Origin of the sequence: Variovorax sp. N23, assembly GCF_025486315.1 — a bacterium.
GTDB lineage: Bacteria > Pseudomonadota > Gammaproteobacteria > Burkholderiales > Burkholderiaceae_C > Variovorax.
In genome coordinates this window covers 88,481-111,595 of record NZ_JAOOPY010000016.1, presented here as the reverse complement: position 1 = coordinate 111,595, position 23,115 = coordinate 88,481, and the positions used below count along the sequence as shown (strand labels likewise).

The 23,115-nt window shown below is 67.7% G+C and carries 23 protein-coding genes and 1 tRNA gene; 8 read left to right on the top strand and 16 right to left on the bottom strand.

Features of this window, described 5'->3' with window-relative positions; genetic code table 11:
- Positions 1-35 precede the first annotated feature (35 nt).
- Positions 36-1,355 (bottom strand): D-amino acid dehydrogenase, encoded by a 1,320-nt coding sequence (locus tag N8A90_RS21090; protein WP_262077068.1) that lies wholly within the window; start codon positions 1,353-1,355, stop codon positions 36-38.
- 127 nt (positions 1,356-1,482) lie between these two features.
- On the opposite strand from N8A90_RS21090, the gene N8A90_RS21085 reads away from it, so the two are divergent.
- Positions 1,483-1,950, top strand: a complete 468-nt coding sequence (locus tag N8A90_RS21085; RefSeq protein WP_262077066.1) for a winged helix-turn-helix transcriptional regulator — start codon at positions 1,483-1,485, stop codon at positions 1,948-1,950.
- A gap of 4 nt (positions 1,951-1,954) precedes the next feature.
- Here N8A90_RS21085 and N8A90_RS21080 read toward each other — a convergent pair whose 3' ends face one another.
- From N8A90_RS21080 to N8A90_RS21025, 12 genes are all read right to left on the bottom strand, one after another.
- Positions 1,955-2,290, bottom strand: a complete 336-nt coding sequence (locus tag N8A90_RS21080) for a hypothetical protein (protein WP_262077064.1) — start codon at positions 2,288-2,290, stop codon at positions 1,955-1,957.
- Positions 2,283-2,570 (bottom strand): hypothetical protein, encoded by a 288-nt coding sequence (locus N8A90_RS21075; RefSeq protein WP_262077062.1) that lies wholly within the window; start codon positions 2,568-2,570, stop codon positions 2,283-2,285. Before N8A90_RS21075 ends, N8A90_RS21080 begins: the two co-directional genes overlap by 8 nt.
- A 194-nt stretch (positions 2,571-2,764) precedes the next feature.
- Positions 2,765-2,840 (bottom strand) — tRNA-Thr (locus N8A90_RS21070).
- Between the two features lie 11 nt (positions 2,841-2,851).
- Entirely contained in the window at positions 2,852-3,862 is a 1,011-nt protein-coding gene (locus N8A90_RS21065) for a class 1 fructose-bisphosphatase (RefSeq protein ID WP_262077061.1), read from the bottom strand.
- Between the two features lie 14 nt (positions 3,863-3,876).
- On the bottom strand, positions 3,877-6,570 hold the full coding sequence (gene pepN, locus N8A90_RS21060; RefSeq protein WP_262077060.1) for an aminopeptidase N: 2,694 nt from the start codon (positions 6,568-6,570) through the stop codon (positions 3,877-3,879).
- Positions 6,554-7,231 (bottom strand): HAD family hydrolase, encoded by a 678-nt coding sequence (locus N8A90_RS21055; RefSeq protein WP_262077057.1) that lies wholly within the window; start codon positions 7,229-7,231, stop codon positions 6,554-6,556. The genes pepN and N8A90_RS21055 overlap by 17 nt, the downstream gene beginning before the upstream one ends.
- Positions 7,231-8,335, bottom strand: a protein-coding gene (prfB, locus tag N8A90_RS21050) for a peptide chain release factor 2 (protein ID WP_262077055.1) whose coding sequence is annotated in 2 segments (ribosomal slippage) — positions 7,231-8,253 and positions 8,255-8,335 — 1,104 coding nt in all. Because the reading frame shifts where the segments join, the coding sequence is not laid out codon by codon here. Before prfB ends, N8A90_RS21055 begins: the two co-directional genes overlap by 1 nt.
- A gap of 114 nt (positions 8,336-8,449) precedes the next feature.
- Entirely contained in the window at positions 8,450-9,655 is a 1,206-nt protein-coding gene (locus tag N8A90_RS21045) for a hybrid sensor histidine kinase/response regulator (RefSeq protein WP_262077053.1), read from the bottom strand.
- Positions 9,645-10,244, bottom strand: a complete 600-nt coding sequence (locus N8A90_RS21040; RefSeq protein WP_410087726.1) for a chemotaxis protein CheB — start codon at positions 10,242-10,244, stop codon at positions 9,645-9,647. Before N8A90_RS21040 ends, N8A90_RS21045 begins: the two co-directional genes overlap by 11 nt.
- A gap of 8 nt (positions 10,245-10,252) precedes the next feature.
- On the bottom strand, positions 10,253-11,035 hold the full coding sequence (locus N8A90_RS21035; RefSeq protein WP_262077111.1) for a CheR family methyltransferase: 783 nt from the start codon (positions 11,033-11,035) through the stop codon (positions 10,253-10,255).
- 71 nt (positions 11,036-11,106) lie between these two features.
- Complete coding sequence (locus N8A90_RS21030; protein ID WP_262077049.1) at positions 11,107-14,595, bottom strand: response regulator; 3,489 nt, start codon at positions 14,593-14,595, stop codon at positions 11,107-11,109.
- Between the two features lie 90 nt (positions 14,596-14,685).
- Positions 14,686-15,597: an alpha/beta fold hydrolase gene (locus N8A90_RS21025; RefSeq protein ID WP_262077047.1), complete on the bottom strand. Its 912-nt coding sequence runs from the start codon at positions 15,595-15,597 to the stop codon at positions 14,686-14,688.
- A gap of 152 nt (positions 15,598-15,749) precedes the next feature.
- Between N8A90_RS21025 and N8A90_RS21020 the strand changes: the two genes are divergently transcribed.
- From N8A90_RS21020 to N8A90_RS21005, 4 genes are read left to right on the top strand one after another with little or no spacing between them, the layout of a single operon-like run.
- The gene (locus N8A90_RS21020) at positions 15,750-16,811 is read left to right on the top strand and encodes an aldo/keto reductase (RefSeq protein WP_262077045.1); all 1,062 of its coding nucleotides are present in this window, start codon (positions 15,750-15,752) and stop codon (positions 16,809-16,811) included.
- Positions 16,812-16,823: 12 nt separating this feature from the next.
- The gene (locus N8A90_RS21015; protein ID WP_262077043.1) at positions 16,824-17,315 is read left to right on the top strand and encodes an aminoacyl-tRNA deacylase; all 492 of its coding nucleotides are present in this window, start codon (positions 16,824-16,826) and stop codon (positions 17,313-17,315) included.
- Between the two features lie 20 nt (positions 17,316-17,335).
- On the top strand, positions 17,336-17,974 hold the full coding sequence (gene plsY / locus N8A90_RS21010) for a glycerol-3-phosphate 1-O-acyltransferase PlsY (RefSeq protein ID WP_262077042.1): 639 nt from the start codon (positions 17,336-17,338) through the stop codon (positions 17,972-17,974).
- A gap of 2 nt (positions 17,975-17,976) precedes the next feature.
- Positions 17,977-18,330, top strand: a complete 354-nt coding sequence (locus tag N8A90_RS21005; protein ID WP_316044029.1) for a RidA family protein — start codon at positions 17,977-17,979, stop codon at positions 18,328-18,330.
- Between the two features lie 19 nt (positions 18,331-18,349).
- Here the strand turns inward: N8A90_RS21005 and N8A90_RS21000 are convergent, their stop codons facing one another.
- On the bottom strand, positions 18,350-18,994 hold the full coding sequence (locus N8A90_RS21000) for a TIGR02281 family clan AA aspartic protease (RefSeq protein ID WP_262077039.1): 645 nt from the start codon (positions 18,992-18,994) through the stop codon (positions 18,350-18,352).
- Between the two features lie 10 nt (positions 18,995-19,004).
- Positions 19,005-19,490 (bottom strand): YajQ family cyclic di-GMP-binding protein, encoded by a 486-nt coding sequence (locus tag N8A90_RS20995; RefSeq protein WP_262077037.1) that lies wholly within the window; start codon positions 19,488-19,490, stop codon positions 19,005-19,007.
- A 42-nt stretch (positions 19,491-19,532) separates the two neighbouring features.
- Here N8A90_RS20995 and murB point away from each other — a divergent pair, with 42 nt between their 5' ends.
- The 3 genes from murB to N8A90_RS20980 all read left to right on the top strand — a co-directional run bounded on the left by murB (position 19,533) and on the right by N8A90_RS20980 (position 21,692).
- On the top strand, positions 19,533-20,585 hold the full coding sequence (gene murB, locus N8A90_RS20990) for a UDP-N-acetylmuramate dehydrogenase (protein ID WP_262077035.1): 1,053 nt from the start codon (positions 19,533-19,535) through the stop codon (positions 20,583-20,585).
- Between the two features lie 5 nt (positions 20,586-20,590).
- The gene (locus N8A90_RS20985; protein ID WP_410087725.1) at positions 20,591-21,421 is read left to right on the top strand and encodes a glycine-rich domain-containing protein; all 831 of its coding nucleotides are present in this window, start codon (positions 20,591-20,593) and stop codon (positions 21,419-21,421) included.
- A 79-nt stretch (positions 21,422-21,500) separates the two neighbouring features.
- Positions 21,501-21,692: a DUF2892 domain-containing protein gene (locus N8A90_RS20980; protein WP_262077031.1), complete on the top strand. Its 192-nt coding sequence runs from the start codon at positions 21,501-21,503 to the stop codon at positions 21,690-21,692.
- 81 nt (positions 21,693-21,773) lie between these two features.
- Here N8A90_RS20980 and argG read toward each other — a convergent pair whose 3' ends face one another.
- Positions 21,774-23,111 carry an argininosuccinate synthase gene (gene argG, locus N8A90_RS20975; protein ID WP_262077028.1) on the bottom strand — a complete coding sequence of 446 codons (1,338 nt, stop codon included), beginning with the start codon at positions 23,109-23,111 and terminating at the stop codon, positions 21,774-21,776.
- Positions 23,112-23,115: the final 4 nt, after the last annotated feature.

The window sequence follows — 23,115 nt, the reverse complement described above, 5'->3', positions numbered from 1 at the left end:
CGCGGGCCTGAAGCGGCCTCAGCCGCACGACGCCCTCAACCGGCGTGCGATGCGTGGCCGGCCGGCGCCACCTGCAGGCCGTGCTGTCTGCCGGCGCTGCCGCGCGCGTAGCGGTCGAGCGACAGGCCTTCGGTGTCGATCTCGGGGCGCTGCCCCAGCACCAGGTCGGCCAGCAGCTTGCCCGAGCCGCAGGCCATGGTCCAGCCCAGCGTGCCGTGGCCGGTGTTCAGGTACAGGTTCGGGAACTGTCGCGTGGCGCCGATGATGGGCGTGCCGTCGGGCGTCATCGGCCGCAGACCCGTCCAGAAGGTGGCCGCTTCGAGGTCGCCGCCCGGGAACAGGTCGCGCGTGACCATCTCGAGCGTGGCGCGGCGCTGCGGTTTCAGGCCGAGGTCGAAGCCCGACAGCTCGGCCATGCCGCCGATGCGGATGCGGTCGTCGAAGCGCGTGATCGCGATCTTGTAGGTTTCGTCGAGCACGGTCGACACCGGCGCCAGCGATGCATCGACGATCGGCGCGGTCAGCGAATAGCCCTTCACCGGGTAGACCGGCAAGTCGAGGCCGAGCGGCAGCAGCAGCTCGCGCGAGTAGCTGCCGAGCGCGAGCACGTAGCGGTCGGCCGTGACGGTTTCGCCGCCGACCTCGATGCCGCGGATGCGTTGGCCGTCGTGCAGCACCCGCGTGGCTGCGGCGTCGAAGCGGAAGGTGGCGCCAGCCGCCTCGGCCAGCGCGACCAGCGCGGTGGTGAAGCGCTGGCAATCGCCGGTCTCGTCGCCCGGCAGCCGCAGCCCGCCCACCAGGCGGTCACGGGCCTGCGCAAGTGCGGGTTCGGCCTGGACGATGCCGTCGACATCGAGCAGCTCGTAGGCCACACCGCACTCTTCGAGCACGGCCGTGTCGCGTTTCACCGCCGCGAGCTGTTCGGCTTTGCGGAAGAGCTGCAGCGTGCCGCCGGTGCGGTGCTCGTAGGCGATGCCGGTGTCCGCGCGCAGTTCGCGCAGGCAGTCGCGGCTGTACTCCGCGATGCGCATCATGCGTTCCTTGTTCACCGTGTAGCGCGCGTCGGTGCAGTTCTTCAGCATCGCGGCGATCCAGCGCAGCTGGAAGAGGGTGCCGTCGGGCCGCACCGCCAGCGGCGCGTGCTTCTGGAACATCCACTTCAGCGCCTTCAGCGGAATGCCCGGCGCGGCCCAGGGCGTGGAATAGCCGGGCGACACCTGGCCGGCATTGCCGAAGCTCGTCTCCAGGGCCGGACTGGGCTGGCGGTCGATCACCGTCACGTCGGCGCCCGCGCGGGCCAGGTAGTACGCAGTGGTGGCGCCGACGACGCCCGAGCCCAGGACAACGACTTTCACGGTGATTCCAGCAGAAGAATAGAAAACACGAATTTAGGGGGTGGTCGGCCGCAGTCTTCACGGATGTACGAGTTCTTTGGCGTGAGAATCGCGGTTTTCGTCCCACTTTTCATGGCGCCGCCGAAGAATGATCGACCTCGACCGAATCGACCGAAAAATCCTGGATTCGCTGCAGCGCAACGGGCGCATCTCCAATGCCGACCTGGCCGAACAGATCGGCCTGTCGGCCTCGGCCTGCTCCGAGCGGGTGCGCCGCCTGGAGCGCGAGCGCGTCATCACCGGCTACCACGCCCGCGTGGCGCCGGCGGCCGTCGGCCGCACGCTGCTGGTCTTCGTGGAGATCAAGCTGTCTGCCAAGTCCGACGACCTGTTCGAGCAGACCCGGCGCGAACTGATCCACATGCCCGAACTGATGGAGTGCCACCTGGTGTCCGGCAGCTTCGACTACCTGCTCAAGTTCCGCATCAAGGGCATGGAGCAGTACCGCCAGTTGCTCGGCGGCATCCTCAAGCGGCTGCCGGTGTCGGCGCAGTCGAACAGCTATGTGGTGATGGAGGAACTGAAGGAGGACACGTACCTGGTGGTCGATCCCTGACGCATCAGGCGTCGGCTTTGCCTGTCCGGCGAGCCACGGCGGTCTTCGAAGGAGTGTGCGTGTTCGACAGATCTTTTCGCTCCGCGAGCCTTCCGGTGGCGTACTTGTGAAGGACGCTTGCGATGAGGGTCTGGTACGGGAGCCCCTCCTCCAAAGCCTTGACCTGAATATCTTGTAGATCGCCTGAGGAAAGACGGATGTTGACGCGGCGATCCTTGATCGCGGTGGCGCGGGCGGCGGCCTTGAATTTGGAGAGCTCGGCCTTCGTCGCGACAGACTTGAGCGCCCCCTTGTCGTAAGCCGTCAGCAGTTCGGTTTCGTAGGAATCGGTCTTAGGCATCGTCTTCACCTTGGTTCATGTAATCGCGCGTTGCCTTCCGGCTCGGGATGACGGTTTTGAGAAAGAAGTGATCTTCTTGCTCGATGAACGGCACCAAGTACGCATATCCATCGCAGGCCACGACCAGCACTTTCTGATTCGGATACTTGCCCGGGTTGGGGTGGGCAAGAACATCCAGTAGCCCACCAGCCTCGATCGCGACAACCATCTGCTCGAATGAGATTCCACGTTCGAGCACCAGACGCTCGTTCTTCTCTGGACCCCATCGAAACGTCTTCATGCGGCCAGTCTAGCTCGGTGTGTGCCGTTTGTCATCAGGTTCGGGGCGTGGGTGTTTCGCTACACCATGATCTGTGCCACAGATGATCATGCGGGCGTGATGCCGCCAGGCCATGAGTTGCGCAGAAGGCTATGCAAGGCCAAAAAAGGAAAAAGCCCGCTATCTTTTGGATAGCGGGCTTTTCTGACTGCGATTGGTGCCGGAGAGATGAATCGAACACCCGACCTTCTCATTACGAATGAGCTGCTCTACCGACTGAGCTACACCGGCGAAGCCTGCGATTATAGCGGGTCGTGGTAGCGCGTCACGCGCTCGACCTCATTTTTTGATCCGAGCATCACACTGACGCGTTCGTGCAACTTGCCCGGCTCGATGTCGAGGATGCGTTCGCGGCCGTTGGTGGCCATGCCGCCGGCCTGTTCGACCAGCCAGCTCATGGGGTTGGCCTCGTACATCAGGCGCAGCTTGCCGGGCTTGCCCGGCTCGCGCTTGTCCCAGGGGTACAGGAAGATGCCGCCGCGCATGAGGATGCGGTGCACGTCGGTCACCATGCTGGCGATCCAGCGCATGTTGAAGTCCTTGCCGCGCGGGCCTTCGCTGCCGGCCAGGCATTCGTCGATGTAGCGCTTCACCGGCGCATCCCAGTGCCGCATGTTGCTCATGTTGATCGCGAATTCCTTGGTGTCGGCCGGGATCTGGATGTTTTCCTTGGTCAGCACGAACGAACCCTGCTCGCGGTCGAGCGTGAACATCGCGACGCCATCGCCCACGGTCAGCACCAGCGTGGTCTGCGGGCCGTAGATGCAGTAGCCGGCGGCCACCTGCTTGGCGCCGGCCTGCAGGAAGTCGGCTTCCTGCACGCCGGGGTGGCCTTCGGGCTTCTTCAGCACGCTGAAGATTGTGCCGATGCTCACGTTGACGTCGATGTTGCTGGAGCCGTCGAGCGGGTCGAACAGCAGCAGGTATTCGCCCTGCGGGTAGCGGTTGGGCACCACGTAGATGCTGTCCATTTCTTCGCTGGCCATGGCGGCGAGGTGGCCGCCCCATTCGTTGGCCTCGATCAGCACTTCGTTGGCGATGATGTCCAGCTTCTTCTGGACTTCGCCCTGGACGTTCTCGCTCTCGGCGGAACCGAGCACGTCGCCGAGGTCGCCCTTGTTCACGGCCTGGCTGATGCGCTTGCAGGCGCGTGCCACCACTTCGAGCAGCAGCCGCAATTGGCCGGGGATGTGGCCATCGGCGCGCTGTTGCTCGACGAGGTAGCGGGTGAGTGAGATCTTCTGTTGTGACATGGGGGTCCTCTCGATCAGTCGGCCAGTGCGCGGTTCACCACTTCCTGGGTGTCCTTGCTGAGGTCGGGTTTGGCGGCCACGCGCGCGATGGCTTCGCGCGCGGCGCTGCGGTAGGGTTCGGCCAGTTTGCTCCAGCGGTCGAGCGAGCGGGCCAGGCGGGCGGCCACCTGCGGGTTGATGGCGTCGAGCTCGCACACGCGCTCGGACCAGAACACGTAGCCGGCCGCATCGGGGCGGTGGAAGGCGCCGGGGTTGGCGCTGCAGTAGCTGAAGATCACGCTGCGCGCGCGGTTCGGGTTCTTGAGCGAGAAGTCCGGGTGCTTCATGAGCTGCCTGACCAGCGGCAACACGTCGCCGCCGCGGTCCGGCGAGCCGGCCTGCAGCGAGAACCACTTGTCGATGACCAGCGCCTCGTCCTTGAAGATCGCGTGGAAGCGCGCCAGCGCCGGTGCCGCCAGCGAATGGCCCGAGGACACCAGGGCCGACAGTGCGTTGAAGCGGTCGGTCATGTTGCCGGCGTCCTTGAAGCGCTGCAGCGTCTTGCCCGGCCACACGGCGTCACCCGATGCGCGGGCCGCCAGGCACAGGTGCGTGAGCGCCATGCCTGCGAGGGCGCGGCGGCCGGCCGAGCGGGCGTCGGGCGTGTAGGCGCCGGTGTCCTGGTGGTCTTCGTACGCGGTTTCCCACTGGGCGAAGAGGGCGGTGGCCAGCTGCGCGCGCATGGCCTCGCGCACCGCATGGATGCGCTGCGGGTCGACCACCGGCAGTTGCTCGGCGATGTAGGTTTCCGACGGCAGCGTGAGCACCAGCTCCTTGAAGGCGGCGTCGAGTTTAGGGTCGCGCAGCACGGCCGCCATGGCATCGATGTAGGCGGCGTCGAGCACGGGGGCCTCCGGCGTGGCACTCTCGTCGATGGCCTTCAGGGCGCTGCGCAGGGCCAGCCGCTGGCCGGCTTCCCAGCGGTTGAAGGGGTCGAGGTCGTTCGCCAGCAGCGTGAGCAGTTGGGCGTCGCTGTAGTCGAAGTCGAGGATCACCGGCGCACTGAAGCCCCGCAGGATCGACGGTACCGGCTCGGCGTCGATGCCGACGAAAGTGAACTGCTGCGCCGATTCGGTCAGCACCAGGGTGCGCGTGCCGCGCGCCACGTCGGCTTCGCCGTCGAGCTGCAGCGCGAGTTCGCGGCCGCTGGCGTCGAGCAGGCCCAGGTTCACCGGAATGACGAAGGGCAGCTTGAGCGGCTGGCCCGGCGTGGGGGCGCAGGTCTGCTCGAAGCGCAGCGTGTAGGTGCGCGTGTCGGCGTCGTACTGGCCGCGCGCCGCCAGGCGCGGCGTGCCGGCCTGGCTGTACCAGCGCTTGAACTGCGGCAGCAGGCGCGACAGGTCGGAGTCGAGGTTGGCATCGGCGATGGCCTGCGCGAAGTCGTCGCAGGTCACGGCCTGGCCATCGTGGCGCTTGAAGTACAGCGAGATGCCGGCCTCGAAGCCCTTGCGGCCGACCAGCGTCTGCATCATGCGCACCACCTCCGCCCCCTTCTCGTAGATGGTGACGGTGTAGAAGTTGCTGATCTCGATGTAGCTGTCGGGCCGCACCGGGTGGGCCATCGGGCCCGCGTCTTCGGGGAACTGGGCGGTGCGCAGCACGCGCACGTCCTCGATGCGCTTGACCGCGCGCGCCGAGGCATCGGCGCACAGGTCCATGCTGAACTCCTGGTCGCGGAAGACGGTGAGGCCTTCCTTGAGCGAGAGCTGGAACCAGTCGCGGCAGGTCACGCGGTCGCCCGACCAGTTGTGGAAGTACTCGTGGCCGACCACGCTCTCGATGTTGCCGTAGTCGGCGTCGGTGGCGGTCGCCTGGTTGGCCAGAACGTACTTCGTGTTGAAGATGTTCAGGCCCTTGTTCTCCATCGCGCCCATGTTGAAGTCGCTGGTGGCGACGATCATGAAGCGGTCCAGGTCCAGCGGCAGGCCGAAGCGCGTCTCGTCCCACAGCACCGAGTTGATCAGCGAGTTCATCGCGTGCTCGGTCTTGTCGAGGTCGCCGGCGCGCACGTACACCTGCAGCAGGTGGTCGCGGCCGGCGCGCGTGCGGATGCGCTGCTCGCGCGCCACCAGCTTGCCCGCGACCAGCGCGAACAGGTAGCTCGGCTTGCGGAAGGGGTCGACCCATTTCGCGAAGTGGCGGCCCTCGGGCAGGTCGCCGCTGTCGACCAGGTTGCCGTTCGACAGCAGCACCGGGTAGGCGGCCTTGTCGGCACGCAGCGTCACGGTGTAGCTCGCCATCACGTCCGGACGGTCGAGGAAATACGTGATGCGGCGGAAGCCTTCGGCCTCGCACTGCGTGAAGAAGGTGTTCTCGCTCACGAACAGGCCCATGAGCTTGGTGTTCTTCGCCGGGCAGCAGGTGGTGAAGATCTCCAGCTCGAAGCTCTCGGGCAGGTTGTCGATCACCAGCTGGTCGGCTTCCATGCGGAACGAGGCGCCCTGGCCGTCGACCAGCACGCGCGCCAGGTTCAGTTCGTCGCCGTCCAGGCGCAGCGGGCCGCCGACGCTGTCCGGGTTGCGGCGCAGCCGCATGCGGTTGAGCACGCGGGTCTTGGCGGGGTCGAGGTCGAAGGTCAGGTCGACGGTGTCGATCCACCAGGCGGGGGCGACATAGTCTTCGCGGCGGATCGCCAGCGGCTGTCCTTGTCCATCACGCAGTTGCAGCATCGAGGGTCTCCAGAAAATTCGATTGGGCGAGTTCGTCGTAGTCGCGCACGGCGGCGATCACGTGCGGGCCGGCCAGTTCGGCGGCGCTGTGGGTGGTGCACACGGCCACGGCGCGCATGCCGCCGCGGCGGGCGGCTTCGATGCCGAAGGGGGCGTCCTCGAACACGATGCAGTGTTCGGGCGCGACGCCGATGCGGCGTGCCGCCTCGAGGAAGATGGCCGGTGTCGGCTTGCCGGCGAAGCCTTCGTCGCCGCCGACGATGGCCAGCGGCAGCGGGTCCATGCGGAGGCGCTCCATCACGAAGGCGATGTTGTGGCGGTCGCCGGCGGTGCCGACGGCAACCTTCAGGCCGCGCGCCGCCGCCGATCGTGCGAAGGCGCCGAAGCCCGCGACCTCGGCGAACACGGCGCCGAACAGCGCGCGGTAGATCGACTCCTTCTCGTGGGTGATCGCCGCGCTCTCGGCCTCGGTCACCTCGCGCGCCATCAGTTCGCAGGCGCACTCGAAGGCATTGCGGCCGGTGGTGCGGCGCATCAGGTCGGCCACGTCCAGCGTCATGCCCCGGCGCCGCGCGAACTCCACCCAGGCCTTGGCGTGCCAGGGCATGGAGTCGACCATGGTGCCGTCCATGTCGAAGATGAGCGCGTCGGTGCGGGCCATCAGACGCCTTGCTTCAAGGACGCTTCGATGAACACATCGAGATCGCCATCCAGCACCTTCTGCGTCGCCGACACTTCGACGTTGGTGCGCAGGTCCTTGATGCGGCTGTTGTCCAGCACGTAGCTGCGGATCTGGTGGCCCCAGCCCACGTCGGTCTTGCTGTCCTCGAGCTTCTGCTGCTCTTCCTGGCGCTTGCGCATCTCGAAGTCGTACAGGCGCGAGCGCAGGCGCTTCCACGCCACGTCGCGGTTGCTGTGCTGGCTGCGGCCGTCCTGGCACTGCACCACGATGCCGGTCGGGATGTGCGTCAGGCGCACGGCCGAGTCGGTCTTGTTGATGTGCTGGCCGCCCGCCCCCGAGGCGCGGAAGGTGTCGGTGCGCACGTCCGCGGGGTTGATGTCGATCTCGATCGAGTCGTCGATTTCCGGGTAGACGAAGATCGACGCGAAGCTGGTGTGGCGCCCGCCCGACGAGTCGAAGGGCGACTTGCGCACCAGGCGGTGCACGCCGGTCTCGGTGCGCAACAGGCCGAAGGCGTAGTCGCCCTCGACCTTGATGGTCGCGCCCTTGATGCCGGCGGTGTCGCCCGGCGTCTCGTCCTCGATCTGGGTCTTGAAGCCCTTGCGTTCGGCGTACTTCAGGTACTGGCGCAGCAGCATGCTGGCCCAGTCGCAGGCCTCGGTGCCGCCGGCGCCGGCCTGGATGTCGACGAAGGCGTTGAGCGGGTCGGCCGGGTTGTTGAACATCCGGCGGAACTCGAGCTGCTTGATGTCGGCTTCGAGCAGGGCGGCGTCATCGGCGATGGCCTGGAGGCCGTCCATGTCGCCGTCGGCCTTCGACATCTCGAAAAGCTCGGTGTTGTCCGACAGGCCGCTGGTAAGCCGGTCGAGCGTGACGACCACGTCGTCGAGCGACTTCTTCTCGCGGCCCAGTTCCTGGGCCTTCTTCGGATCGTTCCAGACGTTGGGGTCTTCGAGCGATGCGTTGACCGTCCTCAGACGTTCGGCTTTGGCATCGTAGTCAAAGATACCCCCGTAACTCGAGGGTGCGGGCGCTCAGGTCTGCCAGCAAAGCGCCGATTTGGTTGATGTGTTCTGCGTCCATGGGGAGATCCTTGAAAAGTACGGTGGCCCGGTGTAGTCCGGGAGGCAACCCGACATTTTCTCATGCCCGTCAAGACCTGCCGGGGCCGGGGCCGGGGCCGAGGGCGGGCGCGGCTCAGGCGTCGTCCGGCGGGGCGTGCAACGGGAGCGTGACGCGGAAGAGGGCGCCTTCGCCCGGCGCGCTCTCCAGCATGATCTCTCCGCCGTGCGCGCGGACGATCTCGCGTGTGATGTAGAGCCCGAGCCCCAGGCCGGCGGCGTGCTTGCGGCTGTCGTCGGTGCGCTCGAACTGCTCGAAGATGCGGCCATGGTCTTCCGGCGCGATGCCGATGCCCTGGTCGCGCACGGTCATCACGGCGTGGTCGCCCGACCGCGTCACTGCCACGGCGACCGGGCTGCCGCGGCCGTAGCGCAGGGCGTTGGTGATCAGGTTGGTCAGCACCTGCTCGATGCGGAATTCGTCCCAGACGCCATCGATGGTCTGCGACGCCTCGACATCGAGGGTCGAGCCCGCGGCCTCGGCCTGGTTGACCAGGCTCTCGACCACGCGCCGTGTCAGCGCCGCCAGGTCGACCGGCTTCGGCCGGATCGACAGCGAGCCGCTGCGCAGGCGCGACACGTCGAGCAGGTCGTCGATCAGCCGGACCATGTTCTGGATCTGGCGCTGGTCGCGTTCGATCATCGCCGGCAGCTTCTCCGCGGCGAAGAGGGCCAGGTTGCCCTTGCCGAGGTGCAGCTTGCGCACCTGCGTCTCCAGGTAGAGCGTGTTGAGCGGCGTGCGCAGCTCGTGCGACACCATCGACATGAAGTCGTCGCGCATGCGCACCGCGCGTTCCAGGTCGGACTGAACCACCTGCAGCTTCTCGACCAGCGCGGCCTGTTCGCGGTGCGCGGCGGCCAGCGCCTCCATCTCGTGCTTGAGCGCCTTGCGGTGGCGGTGCAGGTCGACGAAGACGTTGACCTTGCTGGCAACCACATGCGGGTCCAGCGGCTTCTGCAGGAAGTCGACCGCACCGCTCTCGTAACCCTTGAAGGCGTAGTTCATCTCGCGGCCGGCGGCGCTCACGAAGATGATGGGGATGTGCCGCGTGCGCTCGGTGCCGCGCATCAGTTCGGCCAGCTCGAAGCCGTTCATGCCCGGCATCTGCACGTCGAGAATGGCCAGTGCGAATTCGTGCTCCAGCATCAGCGCCAGGGCCTGCTCGGCGGAGGCGGCCTGGAACACCGGGCGCGCGGGCCCGCGGATGAGCGCCTGCAGGGCCAGCAGGTTCTCGGGAAGGTCATCGACGATCAGCAGTTTGCTTTCGACGTCAATCGGCATGGAGCGCATTCAAATCCATCAAGAGTGTCCGCAGTGCATGCAGCGGCAGCATGCGATCAGGGCGGTGAAGGGCGAGCGCCGCCAGGGGCATGGTATCCACCTCGGCCTCGGCCGGGTCCTGCACGGCGGTCAGGCCGCCGGCACGGTGGATCTGCAGCATGCCCTGCGCGCCGTCGACGTTGGCGCCCGTGAGCAGCAGCCCGGCCACGGCCGACCCGTAGGCGTCGGCCGCCGAGCTCATCAGGACGTCGATCGACGGACGCGACCACAGCACGGGCGGCTCGCAACTGAGCGAGAACTCGCGGCTGCGCTCGATCGACAGGTGGTAGCTCGGCGGCGCGAAATAGAGCGCACCGCCGGCCACCGGCGCCTTGTCCTGGGCCTCGTGCACCGGGATCGCCAGGCGGTGGGCGAAGACCTCGGGCAGCCGGCTCTCGCGCCGTTCGGGCAGGTGGATCACGGCGACCATCGGCAGGTGCCAGGGCGCCGGCAGGTCGGCCAGCAGCGTGGCGAGGGCGTTGACCCCGCCCGCCGAGGTGCCGATGACGGCGGCCTCGACCCGATGCAGCGGGCGCAGCGGGGTCGGCATCGTCGTCGTCACGAGACCTTGCGGTAGATGCGCTCGGCACGCGCGAGCGTGTCGAAGCGGGTGGCGAAGGCGGAGAAGTCGATGCTCTCCTTCGCGCCCAGGCCGAGAAAGCCGCGGTGGCACAGCGACTCGTGGAACAGCCTGAGCGCGCGGTCCTGCAGCGCACGGTTGAAGTAGATGAGCACGTTGCGGCACGACACCAGCTGCGTTTCGGCGAAGACGCTGTCGGTGGCCAGGCTGTGGTCGGCGAAGACCGCGTTGGCGCACAGCGCAGGGTCGAAGCGCGCGGCGTCGTAGGCGGCGGTGTAGTAGTCGGAGAAGGCCCGTCGCCCGCCGGCACGCTGGTAGTTCGCGGTGTAGCTGCGCACCGCGTCCATCGGGAAGATGCCCTGGCGTGCCTTGTCGAGTGATGCCGGGTTGATGTCGGTCGCGTAGATCTGTGTGCGCTCGAGCAGACCCTCCTCGCGCAGCAGGATGGCCAGCGACCAGGCTTCTTCGCCGGTGCTGCAGCCCGCCACCCAGACCTTGACCGACGGGTAGGTCTGCAGCACCGGCACCACCTGCTGGCGCAGTGTCAGGAAGTAGCCCGGGTCGCGGAACATCTCGCTCACCGGGATCGTCAGGAACTGCAGCAGTTGCGCGAACACGGTGGGGTCGTGCAGCACCTGCTCCTGGAGCGCCGAGACGTTCGGCAGCCGCAGTTGTTCCAGCGCATACAGCACGCGGCGCTTCTGCGAGGCGCCGGTGTAGTTGCGGAAGTCGTAGCTGTACTTCAGGAAGATCGCTTCCATCAGCAGCTTGAGCTCGATGTCGATGTCGCTCGGCGGCTCGATCGGGCGCAGCGGGTCGGGTGCGCCGGGGGTCACAGCCGCTCCATCTTGGGCATCCAGACGCGCAGCAGCGAGAACAGGCGGTCCAGGTCGACCGGCTTGGCGAGGTAGTCGCTGGCGCCGGCGGCGAGGCACTGTGCCTGGTCGTCCCGCGTGGCCTTGGCCGTGACGGTGATGACGGGCAGCTTCTCGAAGCGCGGGTCCTGGCGCAGCCGGCGCGTGGCCTCCAGGCCGTCCATCTCCGGCATCATCACGTCCATCAGCACGAGGTCGATGTCGGCCACGCGGTCGAGCTTCTCCAGCGCCTCGCGGCCGTTGCGGCCGATCTCGACGATGGCGCCGCGCTGCTCCAGCGCGCTGGTGAGCGCGAAGATGTTGCGCACGTCGTCGTCCACCAGCAGGATGCGGCGGCCCTCGAAGACGCGGTCGCGTCCGCGTGCGGCCTTGAGCATGTTGCGGCGTTCGGTCGACAGGTCGGCCTCGACCTTGTGCAGGAAGAGCGTCACCTCGTCGAGCAGGCGTTCGGGCGAGCGCGCCCCCTTGATGATGATCGAGCGCGAATAGCGCAGCAGCTCGGCCTCTTCGTCGCGCGTCAGGTTGCGGCCGGTGTAGACGATCACGGGCGGGAAGGAGCAGATCTCCTCGGTCGCCATGTGCTTGAGCAGATCGCTGCCCTGCATGTCGGGCAGGCGCAGGTCGGTCACCATGCAGTCGAAGACGCGGGCGCGCAGCAATTCGAGCGCTTCCTCGCCGGAGCCCACGGCGGTGATCGCCACGTCGTCGTCGCCGATCAGCTTGACCACCGCGTCGCGCTGCACGTCGTCGTCCTCGACCAGCAGCACGGTCTTGAGCTTCTGCGTGAGCTTGTCTTCCAGTTTCTGGAACACCTGCTTGAGCTGCTCGCGCGAGGCCGGCTTGAAGGCATAGCCGATCGCGCCCATGTGCATGGCGGTCTCGGTGTGGTCCATGGCCGAGACGATGTGCACGGGGATGTGCCGCGTCTGCGGCTGGTCCTTGAGCTTTTGCAGCACGTTCAGGCCCGGTGCGTCCGGCAGCCGCATGTCGAGCAGGATCGCGTCGGGCAGCAGCTGCGTGGCCAGGTCGAAGCCGTCGCCGGCGCCGTGCGCCACGATGCACTGGTAGCCCAGTTCATGGGCCAGGTCGTACAGGATGTGGGCGAACTGCGGCTCGTCCTCGATCACCAGCACGCGCCGCGACGCGTTGCGCGGCTGGGCGCGGTCGTCGGCGAACTGCGGGATCACCGGCGCCGGGATGGTCGGCGAGGCGGCCGGCATCGCCGCCACGGGCGGCGTGTAGAGGCGGGCGGGGGCCGGCGGTGCCATCGACGAGGGCGCGTCCATGCCCGACTGCAGCGGCGCCCGGGGGGGCATCGCCAGCGTGAAGGTGCTGCCCAGGCCGGGCGTGCTGTCGATCGTGAGTGTGCCGCCCAGCAGTTGGGTGAGGTCGCGCGAAATCGACAGGCCCAGGCCGGTGCCGCCATAGCGCCGGCTGGTGGTGCCGTCGGCCTGGCGGAAGGCCTCGAAGATCACCTCCTGCTGGTCGGGTGCGATGCCGATGCCCGAATCGCGCACCGCGAAGCGGGCGCCGCCGTCCGTGCCGGCCGAGATGGTGAGGCTGACCTGGCCGCGGTCGGTGAACTTGAGTGCATTCGACAGCAGGTTCTTCAGCACCTGCTCGAGCCTTTGGCGGTCGGTCACCAGCAGGGCCGGGGCATCGGGTTCGACGGACACCCTGAAGTCCAGCTGCTTCTGGCCGGCCAGCGGCGTGAAGGTCATCGCCAGGCTGTCGGCCAGGCGGGCGAGCGGTACTTCTTCGGCCACCAGCTCGAGCTTGCCCGCCTCGACCTTCGCGATGTCGAGGATGTCGTTGATGAGCACCAGCAGGTCGTTGCCCGACGAATAGATCGATTCGGCGAACTTCACCTGTTCGGCCGTGAGGTTGCCCTGCGGGTTGTCGCCCAGCAGCTTGGCCAGGATCAGCGCGCTGTTGAGCGGCGTGCGAAGCTCGTGCGACATGTTCGCCAGGAACTCCGACTTGTAGCGGCTGGCGCGTTGCAGCTCCTGGGCTCGGTCTTCCAGGTCGGCCTGCACGCGGCGCAGCGCCGCGTTGCGCAGGTCGAGCGCCTCGGTGCGCTCCGACAGCTGGCTGTTGGTCTGTTCCAGTTCGGCCTGCTGGTTCTCCAGCGTGGCCTGCGACGCGCGCAGCGCACGCGACTGTTCTTCCAGTTCCTCGTTGGCGGTGCGCAGCTCTTCCTGCTGCACCTGCAGCTCCTCGTTGAGCTGCTGTGTTTCGGCCAGCGCGTCCTGCAGCTGCTCGCGGTAGCGCACCGCGGCCACCGAGCTGCCGATGTTGCCGGCCAGCAGCTCGAACAATTCCCTCGCGCGCGCGTCCGGCGCGTGCAGCAGGCCCAGCTCGATCACGCCGTTGACCCGGCCGTCGTGCATCACCGGCAGCAGGGCGGCCGCGCGCGGCGCCATGTCGCCCAGGCCGGTGTTCACGCGCAGGTAGTCGGCCGTGACGGGTTCGATCACCATCACCCGCTTCTCGATCGCGGCCTGCGCGACCAGGCCCTGCGTCGGGGCGAGCACCTGGGGCGTCGCCTCCGCTTCGGCCGAGAAGCCGTAGCTGGCCACGCGGCGCAGCTGGCCCGAGCGCTCGCGCACGTACATGGCCCCGACGCTGCTGCCGACGTGGCTGGCGAAGAAGTCCAGCACCTTGCGGCCCATCTCCTGCGCGCTGAGTTCGCCCACCAGCTCGCCGGTCAGATCGGTCTGGGCACCGCGCAACCAGGCCTGCCGCTCCAGGATTTCGCCGTGGGTCACCTGCCGCTGCAGCACGGTGTCGTAGCCGGTGGAGAGCGCGACCAGTTGCCGGCGGCCGAAGAAGGCGAGCAGCCCGGTGAGCGCGAGCGTGAAGAAGAGGAACAGGCCGATCACCGTCATGGCGGTGTTGTTGGCCTCGGTGTTGCGTTGGTAGCGCAGGGTCTGCTCGACGTTGATGAAGTTGCCGTAGCCGGTGCGCATGTCGTCGGACAGGCGTTTGCCGCGCCCGGCGCTGATCACTTGCTGGTAGTCGCCGCCTGCGCGGCGCAGCGCGATCATCTCGGCCGCGAACTGGATCCAGGCCGTTTGCAGGGTCGTGATGCGGTCGATCCGGTCGGCCTGGGCCTGGTTGTCGGCCACCAGGGCGCGCAGGCCGGCCAGGCCGGCCATGAGGCGCGGCTGTGCGCTTTCATAGGGCTGCAGGAAGGTCTCGTCGCCGGTGATCAGGAAGCCGCGCATGCCGGTTTCGAGGTCGACGCTCAGACGCTGCAGCTCGCTGGCCTCGCGCGTCACCCGGTCGGTGTGCTCGACCCATGAGATGACCGACAGCAGGTAGAAGATCAGGCCGACGAAGACCACCGCGCCGATGAATCCCCCGATCAGCGGCAGCTTGACGTTGCGGCTCAGCACGCGCTGGAATTCTTTGGGGTCGATGGCGTTGACGGCGGTGTGGGGCATGGCTGCGCGCAGAGTGAGCAAAACCCGCCGAGTCTGCCCGTGATTCGGGTCTGCGTGTGTCGGAGAAGATCGCGAACGCAGCTGTCCGCGTCAGCGGAGAAAGTCTTCGATCTGTGCCGCCACCCGTTCGGGCTGGTCGTGGTGAAGCATGTGGCCGCAGTCGGGCAGTTGCAGCCGGCGCACGTCGCGCACCGCCTTGAGGCGCTCGTGGAACTCCGCCAGCGTGTAGCGCCCGGCCCAGCGCGCCAGGCTGTCGTCGCTCGCCTCGATCGACAGCACGGGCGCGGTGATGGCGGCATACAGGGCCAGCGCCTCGTCCACGCGGTAGATGTTCGCGTTGACCACCTTGTGCGCGGCGTCGCCGAGGATCGCCCAGCGGGTGCCGCCCTCGGCATGCTCGTAGTCGGCGGCCCAGTGTCGCGCCAGCCAGTCGGCCTTGTCCTGCGGCAGGCGCGGGTTGGTCTTCATCAGGCGGCGCGCCACGCCGTTCGGGTCCGGGTAGCCCTGCATCGCCATCTCGCCGCGGTGCAGCTTCTTGAGCTCGTCGATCCACTGCCCGTAGCGCGCGGGCGCCTCTTCGGGCTGGCGCGCAGGCATGCCGAAGCCCTCGAGGTTGATCAGCCGTCGCACGCGCTGCGGCCGCACGCCCGCGTACTGCATGGCGATGTTGCCGCCCATGCTGTGGCCGACCAGGTCGACCGGCGTGTCGAGCGCGACATGGTCGAGCAGCCAGTCGAGGTCGGCCAGGTAGTCGGGCAGCCAGTAGTTGTCGACCGTGCCGCCCTCGGTCAGGCCGAAGCCGCGCCAGTCGGGCGCGACCACGAAGCGCTCCTCGGCCATCGCGTCGACCACGAACTGCCACGAGGCCGACACGTCCATCCAGCCGTGCAGCAGGACGAGGGGCGGGCGCGCCGCCGAAGGCGTGCCCCAGGTGCGCAGGTGGTAGCGCAGGGTGCGCACGGGCACGTGGTCGCTGCGGGAGGGGCGTCGGGGAGCGTACATGGCGATCGATCATACGAAGCCGCGCCGCGGCGGCCGTCACCCATCGGACATGCGACGGGCATGCGACGGGCATGCGACGGGTGCGCTGCAGCATGGCGCGGCGCGCGGTAGAGTTTCGGCCTTCTCCTTCTCCGATCCGCGCGATCCACACCATGCAACGCATCCGACTCGGGCAGAGTGATCTGCACGTCACCCCGATCTGCCTCGGCACCATGACCTTCGGCGAGCAGGTCGATTCGCCCACCGCCCACGCCATCCTCGACCGCTCGCTGGCGCGCGGCGTGGACTTCCTGGATACCGCCGAGATGTACGCCGTGCCGGCACGCCGCGAAACCTACGGCGCCACCGAAACCATCCTCGGCGACTGGTTCGCCAAGCGCCCCGGCGCGCGCCAGAAGGTCACGCTGGCCACCAAGGTGGCCGGCCCGTCGCGCGGCATGGACTGGGTGCGCGAGGGCAAGGGCATGACCGCGGCGGACATCGTGGCGTCGTGTGACGCCAGCCTCAAGCGCCTGCAGACGGACGTGATCGACCTCTACCAGATCCACTGGCCCGAGCGCCATGTGCCGGCCTTCGGCAACCTGTACTACGACCCGGCGAAGGAGACCTCGGAAACCTCGATCCATGCGCAGCTCGAGGCGCTCGGCGGCCTGGTCAAGGCCGGCAAGGTGCGCCACATCGGCCTGTCGAACGAGACGCCCTACGGCGTGCACGAATTCGTCCGCCTCGCCGAGCAGCACGGGCTGCCGCGCGTGGCCTCGGTGCAGAACGTGTACTGCCTCATCAGCCGTGGGCTCGAGAACGGGCTGGACGAGACGATGCACCGGCTCGGCGTGTCCCTGCTGGCCTATTCGCCGCTGGCCTTCGGACTGCTCACCGGCAAGTACGACCAGAGCGGCATCGAGGGCCCCGACGCGCCGAAGGGCGCCCGCATCGCGAGCTACGAATCGGTGCGCAAGCAGCGCTGGGGCCGGCCCGATGCGCTGCGTGCGGCGCGCCGCTACAACCAGCTCGCGCGCGACCACGGCATGACGCCCGCGCGCATGGCGCTGGCCTTCTGCTACACCAAGTGGCAGGTGGCGAGCACCATCATCGGCGTGACCTCGGTGGCGCAGCTCGACGAGGACATCGACGCCTGGGGCACCCGGCTCTCGCCCGAGGTCCTGGCCGAGATCGACAAGATCCGCTGGGACATCCGCGACCCCGCGAACTGAGGGCAGGGCGTCATGGCGCGCAAGCCGCACGTCAGCGAAACGCCGGCGACGCAGTTGCTGCGCGCCCGCGGTATCGCCTTCACCGAGCATCCGTACCAGTACCTCGAGCACGGCGGTGCGCAGCACAGCGCGGCGGTGCTCGGCCTGGACCCGTTCACGGTGGTCAAGACGCTGGTCATGCAGGACCAGGACGCCAGGCCGCTGCTGGTGCTGATGCACGGCAACCGCACGGTGTCGACCAAGAACCTGGCGCGGCAGATCGGCGCCAAGTCGGTCGAGCCCTGCAAGCCCGAGGTGGCGAACCGGCACAGCGGCTACCTGGTCGGCGGCACCTCGCCCTTCGGCACGAAGCGCGACATGCCGGTGTACATCGAGTCGACCATCCTCGACCTGCCGAAGATCGCGATCAACGGCGGGCGCCGCGGCTACCTGGTCGGCATCGACCCGCAGGTGTGCGTGTCGCTGCTCGGCGCGCAGCCGGTGCAGTGCGCGCTGGCAGAATAGCCAGCCCCACGGAGACCCCCTTGAGCTTTCATCTTCCCTCGTTCATCGCGATCGTCCTGTCGTACCTGCTGGGCTCGCTGTCCTTCGCGGTGATCGTGAGCAAGTCGCTCGGCATGGCCGACCCGCGCAGTTACGGCAGCGGCAACCCCGGTGCCACCAACGTGCTGCGTTCGGGCAACAAGGGCGCGGCCCTGGCCACGCTGGTGCTCGATGCGCTCAAGGGCTGGCTGCCGGTCTTCGTCATTCGCCTGATCGGGCCTGACCTCGGCATGGGGATGGGCACCGCGGCCCTGGCCGGCCTGGCGGCGTTCATCGGTCACCTGTACCCGGTCTTCTTCGGCTTCAAGGGCGGCAAGGGCGTGGCCACCGCGGCGGGCGTGCTGGTCGGCATCGACTGGATGCTCGGGCTCGCCACCGGCATGAGCTGGGTGATCATCGCCTTCTTCTTCCGCTACTCGTCGCTGGCGTCGCTCGTCGCGGCGTTCTTCGCGCCGTCTTTCTATCTCATCGGTGGCGGCATCGCCTGGCCGCTGAACCGGACGGTGCTCGTCACCCTCGTCGCCATCAGCCTGCTGCTGATCTGGCGGCATCGCGAAAACATCCGCCGTCTGGCGGCCGGCACCGAGTCGAAGCTCGGGGCCAACAAGAAAAAGGAATGACCATGGCAGAGATTCAACGCTTCCACGTCGGCCCGCGCCTGAGCGAGATGGCCGTGCACAACGGCACCGTCTACCTCGCGGGGCAGGTGCCCGACGACACCACGGCGGACATCCGCGGCCAGACCGCGCAGGTGCTCGCGATGATCGACAAGCTGCTGGCCGAGGCCGGCAGCGACAAGACCTGCATCCTCATGACGCAGATCTTCCTGACCGACATCGCCGAGATCGGCGCGATGAACGAGGTGTGGGACGCCTGGGTGCCGGCCGGCCACACGCCGCCGCGCGCCACCGTGCAGGCGGCACTGGCCAACAAGGGCTACAAGATCGAAGTGGTGGTGACGGCGGCCCAGCGCTGAACGCTGTCCGACGCTGCGCTCAGAAGCGGCGTTCGAGCACCATCTGCTCGGCGTCGCGCCGCATCGAGAAACGGCCGATGAAGCTGTTGCCCAGCAGCACGAAGGGCATCGGCTGCTGCGAGACGATGGCGTCGATGTCGCGCACCTCGACGTCGCCCACGCGCACCGAATCGAGCCGCAACCGGTAGCCCATCGCCACGCCGTTGGCGGTGTTCATGCGCACCGGCGTGCCTTTCTGGTAGTCGAGCCCGATGCGCGTCGCGTCGGCCACCGACATGGCCACCGTGGTGGCGCCGGTGTCGAGCATGAAGCTCACGCCGCTGCGCCCATTGATGGCGCCGCTGGCCATGAAGTGGCCGCGGCTGTCGGCATTGAGCACGATGCGCGAACCGCTCGCGCCGCCGCTGGCACCCCCGCCCACACTCACGGGCGAATCCATCCGCAGCGTGATGCGCTGGCCGGCGGATTCGACCACCGCCTGGCCGTCCTGCAGCGACAGCAGGCGCACGTTCTGCAGCTTCTCGCCGATGGCCACCGTCTTCGGCGCGCCGCCGTTGACCACCAGGATCGCGCGGTTGCCGATCGTGCCGGTGAGCGTCACCGAATCGGCGTGCGCACCGGCAGCGGCGAGGCCCAGCCACAGGGCGAGCAGCGGGGCCTTCATGGCGGGCCGTTCAGTCGCGGAAGTTGTTGAAGGACAGCGGCATGTCCGGCAGGTCTTTCTTGATGAGCGCCATGGCCGCCTGCAGGTCGTCGCGCTTGGCGCCGGTGACCCGCACCGCATCGCCCTGGATGGCGGCCTGCACCTTCATCTTGCTGTCCTTGAGCAGGCGGGTGATCTTCTTGGCGTCCTCGGTCTCGATGCCGCTCTTGACCTTGATGACCTGCTTGACCTTGTCGCCGCCGATCTTCTGGACGGCGCCCTTGTCGAGAAAGCGCACGTCGACGCTGCGCTTGGTCAGCTTGGCGCGCAGGATGTCCTCGACCTGCACCAGCTGGAATTCGGCATCGCCGATCAGGGTGATCTCCTTCTCCTTCAACTCGACGGCGGCGGCCGTCCCCTTGAAGTCGAAGCGGGTCGCGATTTCCTTGGCGGTGTTTTCCACCGCGTTCTTGACCTCGGGAAGGTTGGGTTCGCAGACGGTATCGAAAGACGGCATGCAGGCTCCTCGGATGCGCAAGGTGAATGCGACAATTCTCCCATGATCGTGGAGTCCAACGTCGCGCTGCAGCCCTTCAACAGCTTCGGCATCGTCGCGCGCGCGCAGCACTTGGCGCGCATCGCGAGCGAGGCCGACCTGGCCGCGCTGCGGGCCGACGCGCAGTGGCGCGACGCGCCGAAGTTCGTGCTCGGCGGGGGCAGCAACATCGTGCTCACCGGCGACGTGAAGCCACTGGTGCTCAAGGTCGAGATCCAGGGCCTGCGCCTGGTCGAGGACGGCGCCCGCGCCTGGATCGTGGAAGCCGGTGCCGGCGAGAACTGGCACGACACCGTGCAGTGGACCGTCGAGAACGGATTCCCCGGCCTGGAGAACCTGGCGATGATCCCCGGCACCGTCGGTGGCGCACCGGTGCAGAACATCGGCGCCTACGGCATCGAGCTGCAGGACCGCTTCGAGTCGCTCGACGCGATCGACCTGGTCACCGGCCGCGCCTTCACGCTCGATGCCGCCCAGTGCGCCTTCGGCTACCGCGATTCGGTGTTCAAGCACGTGGCGACCGGCGACAACGATTTCGGCCTGGCCGGCCGGGCGCTGATCACCCGGGTGCGCTTTCGCCTGCCCAAGCCGTGGAAGGCCGTGGTCGGCTACCTCGACCTCGAACGCAGGATGGAAGAGACCGGCAACTTCACGCCGGACGCGAAGGACATCTTCGACTGGATCTGCGCCATCCGCCGCGCCAAGCTGCCCGACTGGCGGGTGCTGGGCAATGCCGGCAGCTTCTTCAAGAACCCGACGGTCACGCCCGAGCAGTGCGCCGACATCATCGCGCGCGACCCCAAGATCGTGCACTACCCGATGGCCGACGGCAGCATCAAGCTGGCGGCCGGCTGGCTGATCGACGCCTGCGGCTGGAAGGGCAAGTCGGTGGGCAACGCCGGTGTGTACGAGAAGCAGGCGCTGGTGCTGGTCAACCGCGGCGGCCGCGAGGACCCGGTCACCGGCGGCGAGGTCATGACGCTGGCCAAGGCGATCCAGACGAGCGTGTACGAGCGCTTCGGCATCCGGCTGGAGCCGGAGCCGGTGGTGGTGTGACGGCACTGTCGTCACTCACTTTCCGCAAGCGCATCACGGCGCTGCAGTGGGCGCGCCGGCTGGTCTGGTATGTGGCCGTTGTGGCCGTTGTGGCCGCGGCGGCAATGCAGAGCATCGGTGTGCTGGTGCTCGGTCTGGTGATCGCCGCGGTGCTGAGCAGCGCGCTCAAGGCCTGGCAGGAAAGTGCGCGTCGACAGTTCATCCGCGAGGCGCGACTGCCGCCCTTTCTGCTCGACAAGCTGCGCGACCTCTACCCGCAACTCCAGCCGCGCGACACGGAGCTGGTCGTGCGCGGCCTGCGGCAGTTCTTCATGGCGCACCTGCGCAGCAAGCGGCAGTTCGTCGGCATGCCGTCCAAGGTCGTCGACGCCGCCTGGCACGAGTTCATCCTGCACACCCAGGCCTACCAGCAGTGGTGCCGCTACGCCTTCGGCGGCATGCTGCACCACACGCCGGCCGAGGTCCTCGGGCACAGCGCCAAGCGCAACGACGGCCTGCGGCGCACCTGGTACTGGGCCTGCAAGGAAGAGAGCGTCGACCCGCGCCAGCCGAGCCGGCTGCCGCTGTTGTTCGCGCTGGACGCCAAGTTCGCCATCGCGGGTGGCTTCAGCTATGTGCCCGACTGCGGCGACATCGACCGCGCCGCGAGTTCGGGGGCGCACTGCGGCACCAGCTTCGGCGACACCGGCTCGGATTCTGGCTCGGGAGATTCAGGCGGCTTCGGTGGGAGCGAACCGAGCAGTGGCGACGGCGGATCGAGTGACAGCAGCAGCGGAAGCGATGGCGGATCGGGCTGCGGTGGTGGGGGCTGTGGCGGCGGCGGTGGTGGCGATTGATCTGGATCACGCTCTGGTCGCCGGTGTGGATGCCCAATGGCACCGAGGCAGATTTCGCCTCGCCAACAGGAGTCCAGGAATGACAAGAAACACGGGAACCGTCGACCGCGCATTGCGCATCGTCGTGGGGCTGGCCCTGATCGCCCTGGCCGTGACAGGCACGGTGGGGTATTGGGGCTACATCGGCGTGGTGCCGCTGTTGACGGGGCTGTTCAGCTTCTGCCCGCTGTACACCCTGCTGGGCATCAACACCTGCGGCGTTCCGCGCTAGACATCGCGAGACGGAAGGACAAAGGCCTGAGCGTCATTGACGCCCAGGCCTCTGTGATGGAGCGAGGGAGCGCGCAGCCGCTCAGTCTTCGCCGTCGTTCGTCAGGCGCGGCACCGATGCGCCGTCGCCCAGCGACAGCAGGCCGGTCTTGGTGTAGATCGCCAGCTTGTCGCGCGTGTCGATGATGTCCAGGTTGCGCATCGTCAGCTGGCCGATGCGGTCCAGTGGCGTGAAGGCGCCTTCGACCTTCTCCATGCTCAGGCGCTCGGGCTTGTAGGTGAGGTTGGCCGACTCGGTGTTGAGCAGCGAGTAGTCGTTGCCGCGGCGCAGCTCGACCGTCACTTCGCCGGTGATGGCGCGCGCCACCCAGCGCTGGGCCGTCTCGCGCAGCATGATGGCCTGCGGGTCGAACCAGCGGCCTTGGTACAGCAGGCGGCCGAGCTTGCGGCCGTTGTCGCGGTACTGCTCGATCGTGTCTTCGTTGTGGATGCCGGTGACCAGGCGTTCGTAGGCGATGAACAGCAGCGCCAGGCCCGGGGCTTCGTAGATGCCGCGGCTCTTGGCCTCGATGATGCGGTTCTCGATCTGGTCGCTCATGCCCAGGCCATGGCGGCCACCGATGCGGTTGGCTTCGAGGATCAGTTCGACCAGGTCGGGGTATTCCTTGCCGTTGAGCGCGACCGGGCGGCCTTCCTCGAAACGAACCCGCACCTCTTCGCGCTTGACTTCGACCTCGTCCTTCCAGAAGGCGACGCCCATGATCGGGTTGACGATCTTGATGCCGCTGTTCAGGTGTTCCAGGTCCTTCGCCTCGTGCGTGGCGCCGAGCATGTTGGAGTCGGTCGAGTAGGCCTTCTCGGCCGACATCTTGTAGCCGAAGCCGGCCGCCGTCATGAAGGCCGACATCTCGGCGCGGCCACCCAGTTCGTCGATGAAGAGCTGGTCGAGCCAGGGCTTGTAGATCTTCAGCGCCGGGTTGGTGAGCAGCCCGTAGCGGTAGAAGCGCTCGATGTCGTTGCCCTTGTAGGTGCTGCCGTCGCCCCAGATGTGGACGTCGTCTTCCTTCATGGCGCTGACCAGCATCGTGCCGGTGACGGCGCGGCCCAGGGGCGTGGTGTTGAAGTAGGTGACGCCCGCGGTGGTGACGTGGAAGGCGCCGGCCTGCAGGGCGGCGAGGCCTTCGGAGGCCAGTTGCGCGCGGCAGTCGATCAGGCGGGCCTTTTCGGCGCCGTACTGCATCGCCTTGCGCGGGATCTCTTCGTAGTCGGGCTCGTCGGGCTGGCCGAGGTTGGCGGTGTAGGCGTAGGGGATCGCGCCCTTCTGCTTCATCCAGTGCAGCGCGGCGCTGGTGTCGAGGCCGCCGGAGAAGGCGATGCCGACCTTCTGGCCGGCGGGAACGTGTTGGAGGATGGTCGACATGGCG